This is a genomic window from Polaromonas sp., from assembly GCF_041689105.1.
GTDB lineage: Bacteria > Pseudomonadota > Gammaproteobacteria > Burkholderiales > Burkholderiaceae_C > Polaromonas.
Map to the genome: position 1 here is coordinate 1 of NZ_JBDNGU010000100.1, position 6555 is coordinate 6555.

General features: G+C 61.7%; 7 protein-coding genes. 6 read left to right on the top strand and 1 reads right to left on the bottom strand.

Annotation, left to right across the window (positions count from 1 at the left end):
• Together ACESMT_RS10165 and ACESMT_RS10170 are read left to right on the top strand one after the other, a co-directional pair.
• A partial coding sequence (locus tag ACESMT_RS10165; protein WP_372826467.1) for a citrate/2-methylcitrate synthase occupies positions 1-285 on the top strand: 285 nt, incomplete at its 5' end.
• A gap of 233 nt (positions 286-518) precedes the next feature.
• On the top strand, positions 519-917 hold the full coding sequence (locus ACESMT_RS10170) for a hypothetical protein (RefSeq protein ID WP_372826468.1): 399 nt from the start codon (positions 519-521) through the stop codon (positions 915-917).
• An 8-nt stretch (positions 918-925) separates the two neighbouring features.
• Here ACESMT_RS10170 and ACESMT_RS10175 read toward each other — a convergent pair whose 3' ends face one another.
• A complete protein-coding gene (locus ACESMT_RS10175) occupies positions 926-1393 on the bottom strand; it encodes a CopD family protein (protein ID WP_372826469.1) in 468 nt (155 codons plus the stop codon).
• Between the two features lie 179 nt (positions 1394-1572).
• On the opposite strand from ACESMT_RS10175, the gene leuC reads away from it, so the two are divergent.
• The 4 genes from leuC to asd all read left to right on the top strand — a co-directional run bounded on the left by leuC (position 1573) and on the right by asd (position 6288).
• Positions 1573-2994, top strand: a complete 1422-nt coding sequence (leuC, locus tag ACESMT_RS10180; protein ID WP_372826470.1) for a 3-isopropylmalate dehydratase large subunit — start codon at positions 1573-1575, stop codon at positions 2992-2994.
• Between the two features lie 11 nt (positions 2995-3005).
• Complete coding sequence (gene leuD / locus ACESMT_RS10185; protein ID WP_372826471.1) at positions 3006-3656, top strand: 3-isopropylmalate dehydratase small subunit; 651 nt, start codon at positions 3006-3008, stop codon at positions 3654-3656.
• A 113-nt stretch (positions 3657-3769) separates the two neighbouring features.
• Positions 3770-4861 (top strand): 3-isopropylmalate dehydrogenase, encoded by a 1092-nt coding sequence (gene leuB, locus ACESMT_RS10190; RefSeq protein ID WP_372826472.1) that lies wholly within the window; start codon positions 3770-3772, stop codon positions 4859-4861.
• Positions 4862-5148: 287 nt separating this feature from the next.
• Entirely contained in the window at positions 5149-6288 is a 1140-nt protein-coding gene (asd, locus tag ACESMT_RS10195; RefSeq protein ID WP_372826473.1) for an aspartate-semialdehyde dehydrogenase, read from the top strand.
• Positions 6289-6555 lie beyond the last annotated feature (267 nt).

Sequence of the window (6555 nt, forward strand, 5' to 3'; positions counted from 1 at the left end):
CCACTGTTCAAGCTCGCCATGGCCCTGGAAAAGATCGCGCTGGAAGACGACTACTTCGTCTCGCGCAAGCTCTACCCCAACGTGGACTTCTACTCCGGCATTGTGCAGCGCGCCATCGGCATCCCCGTGCCGCTGTTCACCGCCGTGTTTGCGCTGGCCCGCACCGTCGGCTGGATCGCCCAACTCAATGAAATGATCGGCGACCCAGAGTACAAGATCGGCCGTCCGCGCCAGTTGTACGACGGCTCGGCCGCGCGTGACGTGAAGCCTATCACCGCACGCTGATCCAGCGCGTCCCGCAGCATGGCTATTCAGGCGGGTGGCGTGCAACGCAGTCAGGCTGGCGTGAGCATCGCGCGCAGTGGCTACTTGATGGCAGCTGGCCAAGCCCGCAAAGTATCCGCAGTAAAAAACAGGCGCAAACCGCCTGTTCTCCGAGGGAATGTGGGGCTATTGACTTTGACCCAGAAATCCTGCCAATAAGCCTTGCTGTTGTTGCAGGGTAGCCGGAGAAAAGCATGAAATTGGCAACTTGGGCGGTGACTGTTTTTCTGGCCGGCTTGTGGACCCTGTGCGCTACGGCTTTGGCTGGCGTGGCATCGTGGATGGGCACACGCGGTGCTGGAGTGCTCCAGAACATGGGCCAAGGCGCGGACGTGGCTTTGCCAGCCTGGCTGGCGGTCTGGATTCCGTCCGGCTGGTTAGCGCCCTTGGGAGAAAGCGCCAGTGCCCTGCTGGCGGGCATGGTTCAGGTGTTGCCATGGCTGGCCGCACTGGTCGGTTGGCTGGCCCCTGTCATCTGGGTGTTGTGGTTTTTCGGTATGCTGCTTTTACTGACGCTGGCTATTGGTCTGCACTGGTGGCTGTCGAGTCGGCAACGCTCCTCACCAGTCAACCTGCGCCGCTTTGTGGCTTGACCGAGGGGCTACACCAGCAGTGTGAAGCACACAATGCCCGCACCGAGGGCGATGTTGATAGCCACCCACGGCCGGATACTTGCGAGCGCCGCACCGCCCGCAACCCAGTCGCCGGCTGCCACGGCACGGTCAAGACGCTTGTACAAAGAAAAGCGTATGTGGCCGAAAATAAGCACCATCGAAATGCCCAGGACGGTCATCACCGTCCAGTCCAGCGGCATGGCGAATGATCCGCCCGACTGAACCGCCTGTTTGGCGACCCGCCCGATCATCCACAGGCCGCTGATGAGTGTGAGGCTCGCCACCACCAGAACTGCCCGAAAAAACCGTCCCAGTACATCGTGCATCAGACGCACCCGAGGCGGCGCCTCCAAAGCGGCCACCGCTGGACGCAAGAAGAAATGAACAAACACCATTCCACCAATCCAGACGATCACCGACAAAAGGTGCACAAGTTTTAGAGCGCTATAGATCATGGGAGCAGTCCTTTCAAAAGCTGGTATGGTCCCATTCCAGCGGTTTCCCCTTGATTTGCAGGGGCAATCACATCACTGGCCGTCACCGCCTGTCGGTCGGTCGATCACCTCATCGCGCGTGCAGTTGTCGCAGACGCGGCGACAACTACTTAAAATCAGGGAACCACCAAGGAAAACACATGGGACGCACCCTTTACGACAAGATCTGGGACGAACACGTCGTCCACACCGAGGAAGACGGTACGGCCATCCTCTACATTGACCGGCACCTGGTGCACGAGGTCACGAGCCCGCAGGCCTTTGAAGGCCTGCGTGAGGCCGGCCGCAAGGTCTGGCGCGTCAGCTCCATCGTCGCCACCGCCGACCACAACACGCCGACCACCGGGTGGGAGCTGGGCTACGACGGCATCACCGACCTGGTCAGCAAAGAGCAGATCACCACGCTGGACAGCAACATCGCCGAGTTCGGCGCGGCCGCCTACTTTCCGTTTCTGTCCAAACGCCAGGGCATCGTGCATGTGATCGGCCCCGAAAGCGGCGCGACCCTGCCCGGCATGACCGTGGTCTGCGGCGACTCGCACACCTCCACCCACGGCGCTTTCGGCGCGCTGGCCCACGGCATAGGCACCAGCGAGGTCGAACACGTGATGGCGACGCAGACCCTCCTGGCAAAAAAAGCAAAAAACATGCTGGTCCATGTGGACGGCAAGCTGGCGCCCGGCCTGACCGGCAAGGACATCGTGCTGGCCATCATCGGCAAGATCGGCACGGCTGGCGGCACCGGCTACACCATCGAGTTCGGCGGCCTGGCCATCCGTGCGCTCAGCATGGAAGGCCGCATGACCGTCTGCAACATGGCCATCGAAGCCGGCGCCCGTGCCGGCCTGGTAGCGGTGGACGACAAAACCCTTGCTTACGTCAAAGGCCGGCCGCTCGCGCCCACCGGCGTCGAGTGGGACCAGGCGGCGCAGTACTGGAGCACGCTGCAGTCCGATCCGGACGCCAAATTCGACACCGTCGTCAAGCTCGACGCCGCGCAGATCCGCCCGCAGGTCACTTGGGGCACCTCGCCCGAGATGGTGCTGTCCATCGACGACCGCGTGCCCGACCCCGACAAGGAAAAAGACGCCGGCAAACGCGACGCCATTGAGCGCGCCCTGACCTACATGGGCCTGCAACCGGGCAAGGCCATCAGCGACATCATGATCGACAAGGTCTTCATCGGCTCGTGCACCAACAGCCGCATCGAGGACATGCGTGAGGCTGCGGCCATCATCCAGAAAATAGGCCAGAAGGTCGCCGGCAACGTCAAGCTGGCGTTGGTCGTGCCAGGTTCCGGTCTGGTCAAGGAGCAAGCCGAGCGTGAAGGCCTGGACAAGATTTTTGTGGCTGCGGGCTTTGAGTGGCGCGAACCGGGTTGCTCGATGTGCCTGGCGATGAATGCCGACCGGCTGGAACCGGGCGAACGCTGCGCCTCGACGAGCAACCGCAACTTCGAAGGCCGGCAGGGCGCCGGCGGTCGCACGCATCTGGTCAGCCCGGCCATGGCTGCGGCCGCTGCGGTGCATGGCCATTTTGTCGATATCCGCAAATTCTCCTGAGAGGCCGCACCATGCAGAAATTCACCGTACACAAAGGCCTGGTCGCGCCCATGGACCGCGAGAACGTCGACACCGACGCCATCATTCCCAAGCAGTTTCTGAAATCCATCCGCAAGACCGGCTTCGGTCCGCATCTGTTTGACGCCTGGCGCTATCTCGATCCCGGCTTTCCCGGCCAGGACCCGGCCGCGCGCAAGCCGAATCCGGACTTCGTGCTGAACCAGCCGCGTTACAAGGGCGCGTCCATCCTGCTGGCGCGCAAGAATTTCGGCTGCGGCTCCTCGCGCGAGCACGCGCCCTGGGCGCTGGACCAGTACGGCTTTCGCGCCATCATCGCGCCCAGCTATGCCGACATCTTCTTCAACAACAGCTTCAAGAACGGCCTGCTGCCCATCGTGCTGAGCGAAGCGCAGGTCGGCCAGCTGTTTGACGAGGCGCTGGCCTTTCCGGATTACCAGTTGACCATCGACCTGGAGCGCCAAATGGTGGTCAAGCCGCAGGGCGAAGAGATTGCCTTCGAGGTACAGGCCTTCAAAAAATTCTGTCTGCTCGGCGGCTACGACGACATCGGCCTGACCCTGCGCCAAAGCGACAAGATCAAGGCGTTTGAAGCGGAACGGCTGGCTACCAAGCCCTGGCTGGCGAACCGCCTGCCAGCATAAAAGCCGAAAACCCTTTCCCAGCCCGCAAGCCCCAAGCAAAAAGTGCCGTCCGCCCTTTCAGGACGGGCGCAAGCAGCTATCAAAATAATAGTAAATCCAGAAAAAAACAAGACATGAAAATCGCAATTCTCCCGGGTGACGGCATAGGCACCGAAATCGTCGCCGAGGCCGTCAAGGTCCTGAAGGCACTCGACCTTCGCTTTGAGACCGAAACCGCGCTGGTCGGCGGCGCCGCCTACGAGTCCCACGGTCACCCGCTGCCCGACGCCACGCTCAAGCTGGCCAAAGAGTCCGACGCCATCCTGTTCGGCGCGGTAGGCGACTGGAAATACGACACGCTGGACCGCCCGCTGCGTCCCGAACAGGCGATTCTGGGCCTGCGCAAGAACCTGGGCCTGTTTGCCAACTTCCGCCCTGCCATCTGCTACCCGCAGCTGGTGGATGCCTCCAGCCTGAAACGCGAGCTGGTGTCCGGCCTGGACATCCTGATCATCCGCGAGCTGACCGGCGACATCTACTTCGGCCAGCCGCGCGGGCGTCGCACCGCCACCGATGGCCATTTTCCCGGCAGCGAGGAAGCCTTTGACACCATGCGTTATTCGCGCCCCGAAATCGAACGTATCGCGCACGTCGCCTTTCAGGCGGCACGCAAACGCGGCGAAAACGGAGGTAAAAAGAGCGTGACCAGCGTCGATAAAGCCAACGTGCTGGAGACCTTCCAGCTCTGGAAAGACGTGGTGACCGAGATCGGGCTGCAGTACCCCGACGTCGCGCTGGACCACATGTACGTGGACAACGCCGCCATGCAGCTGGTCAAGGCACCCAAGAAATTCGACGTGGTGGTCACCGGCAACATGTTCGGCGACATCTTGAGCGACGCAGCCGCCATGCTGACCGGCAGCATAGGCATGCTGCCCTCGGCTAGCCTGAACGAAAAAAACCAGGGCCTCTACGAGCCCAGCCACGGCAGCGCCCCGGACATCGCCGGCAAAGGCGTGGCGAACCCACTGGCAACCATCCTCAGCGCGGCCATGATGCTCCGATTTAGCTTGAACCAGCCCGAAGCCGCCGTGCGCATCGAAAAAGCCGTGGACGCGGTGTTGACGCAGGGCCTGCGTACACCCGACATCTACAGCGAAGGCACGACCAAAGTCGGCACGTTGCAGATGGGCGACGCCGTCGTTGCGGCGCTGAGCCAGTCCTGAAAATTCGCCGCCAGCGCCTCGGCGTTGGCTGGCAGCCACAGGCCAGGCCGGTAAGTGACGCGCTGCAGCGTCGGTCCGGCCGGCCTTGATTACAATAGCCCCATGCGTAAAAACCCCGATTCCACCCGCTTTGTCGCCGCTCCGCGCGCGATCAGCGCTGCGCCGGTTTTTGCCCAGACCACCAAAACGACCACCATTAAAGGCTAGCAAGCCTGGTTCGTCGTGCCCTGCCGGCTCGATGAGCCGGGCCCAAAAGCCATATTTTTGACTTTTTGAAGGGCGACATCATGAAACTCAAGGGCAATCTCACGGGACTCGTCGGCTGGCGCGGCATGGTCGGCTCGGTGCTGATCGACCGCATGCAGGCCGAAGGCGACTTCGACCTGATCGAGCCGGTTTTCTTTTCGACCTCGAACGCTGGCGGCAAGGCACCGGCGCAGGCCAAAAACGAGACCACGCTCAAGGACGCCTACGATATTGAGGCGCTCAAGAAGTGCGACGTGATCCTGACCGCCCAGGGCGGCGACTACACCTCTGAGGTCTACCCCAAGCTTCGTGCCGCCGGCTGGACCGGGCACTGGATTGATGCAGCATCGACCCTGCGCATGAACGACGACGCCATCATCGTGCTGGACCCGGTCAACCTGCCGGTGATCCAGAATGCCATGGCCAAGGGCGGCAAAAACTGGATTGGCGGCAACTGCACCGTCAGCTGCATGCTGATGGGTGTGGGCGCGCTCTACAAGGCTGGCCTGGTCGAATGGATGACCAGCATGACCTACCAGGCGGCATCGGGCGGCGGCGCCCAGCACATGCGCGAACTGCTGACACAGTACGGCACGCTCAATGCCGATGTGCGCGCGCTGCTGGACGACCCCAAGTCGGCCATCCTGGAAATCGACCGCCGCGTACTGGCCAGACAGCAATCGCTGTCGTCGGCCGAGACGGCCAACTTCGGGGTGCCGCTGGGTGGATCGCTGATTCCCTGGATCGACAAGGACCTCGGCAATGGCATGAGCAAGGAAGAATGGAAAGGCGGCGCCGAAACCAACAAGATACTTGGCCAGGGCGCGCGCTTCGGCACCGCCGAGACGCCAGTGGACGGGTTTTGCGTACGAATCGGAGCGATGCGTTGCCACAGCCAGGCACTGACTTTCAAACTGAAGAAAGATGTGCCACTGGCCGACATCGAGGCCATGATCGCCGCCGACAACGAATGGGTCAAAGTCGTGCCCAACACGCGCGAAGCCAGCATCACCGACCTGACCCCAGTGGCCGTCACGGGCACCATGGACATTCCGGTGGGCCGGTTGCGCAAGCTGACCATGGGGCCGGACTACCTGGGCGCCTTCACGGTCGGCGACCAGCTCCTGTGGGGGGCGGCCGAGCCCTTGCGGCGCATGTTGCGCATCCTGCTTCAAGCCTGAACACTGCGGGCCGCGTGCACAGTGGCCCACGCCTTGCGTGTAGCGGCAACCGTAACCACTTGTGACGATACGTTGTCGTCAGACAACATCCGAAACTTGTAAGTTGATGCTAACCGGGGGTGTCAAAGATAAAGCAACTTCTTTTCTGTAAATTTCCGAAATTTAGTTTTGGGTGTTGTTGATTTGCAGTGCTCAGGATTTCATGGTCAGATAGATTTTTGCGGCCATCCACTCCTCATCCTGTTCAGACAGCAAAGCACTGATTAG